1 protein-coding gene is annotated in these 1240 nt (G+C 46.2%); it reads right to left on the bottom strand.

Annotation, left to right across the window (positions count from 1 at the left end):
• The coding region (gene dnaG, locus R7E00_RS24030; protein ID WP_318124769.1) for a DNA primase at positions 1–1240 on the bottom strand (1240 nt) is incomplete at both ends.

Here is a 1240-nt window from a genome sequence, read left to right as displayed (position 1 = left end):
CAAATAAACTTAGGCCTGGTATGGATAAGTCTCTCACTGAGGAAAGGTCCGGTACCATTTGAGCATAGCTCGGATTTTGAATAAGTAGAGCAATAACCTCACGCATAGGAGTCCGTTTGATCTCTTTGTGCGGTTGAGGTCGAGTTTCACTTATCTTTTTACGAGGCTGACGTAGGCGGTTATCAAACCCCGTGCGCTCATCCAATAGTTTTTCGAGCAACTCCTGAAAGTATGGGTCAGGAATCTTGTCAATCAAGGCGCTAGCGTATGCTCTCAACGCAGACTTACCTTCGTTGTTACCCAAATTAATTTGGTGTAACTCAATCAAGTTGTCAAAAAGGTAGCTCGATAGTGGTGTCGCTTGTTCTATTTGTTGCTCGAACGCGGCTTTGCCGTATTTACGAACGTAGCTGTCAGGGTCTTCCCCATCAGGTAAGAATAAGAACTTCAATGTGTTCCCGGTTTTGAGGAATTGAAGTGCGTTTTCTAAGGCTCGCCATGCCGCTTCTTTACCAGCTCGGTCGCCATCGTAACAACACACAACGGTATTGGTTTGGCGGAACAACATTTGAATATGATCGCCCGTTGTCGAGGTGCCTAGCGACGCGACGGAATAATCTACGCCGTATTGAGCCAGAGCGACAACGTCCATATAGCCTTCAACCACCAAAATTTGTGCTGGTTCACGATGCGCTTGTAACACTTCGTACAGGCCATAAAGCTCTTTGCCTTTATGGAATATTGGCGTTTCCGGTGAGTTGAGATATTTTGGCGTACCTTCACCAAGTACTCGACCACCAAAGCCAATTACTCGACCACGACGGTCACGAATTGGAAACATAATACGACCACGAAAGCGGTCATAACGGTTGCCTTTGTCGTTTTCAATCAGCATGCCACCAGTGACAAGCATGTCTTGATTGTCTTTATTCTGGCCGAAGTTTTTACGGACTAAATCCCATTCGTCAGCCACGTAACCAATGCCAAATTTCTGAACGATTTCACCAGATAGACCACGGTCTTTTAGGTATTCAATCGCGACCTTGCTCGAAGGTTGTTTGAGTTGGTTACGGTAAAACTGGGCAATGCTACCCATTAAATCGTATAGGCTGCGTTTTTCACTGCTACTTGCTTGCGGTCCAGATTTGAACTGACCACTGCCACCACTACGTTGTTCGCGAGGAACGTCCAAACCTAGATAAGAGGCAAGTTCTTCAATCGCTTCAACGAACTCTAGGCG

Origin of the sequence: Vibrio sp. Vb1755 (assembly GCF_033338635.1) — a bacterium.
GTDB lineage: Bacteria > Pseudomonadota > Gammaproteobacteria > Enterobacterales > Vibrionaceae > Vibrio > Vibrio alginolyticus.
The sequence above is the reverse complement of the archived record's forward strand: the minus strand, read 5'-3'. Positions and strand labels throughout refer to the sequence as shown.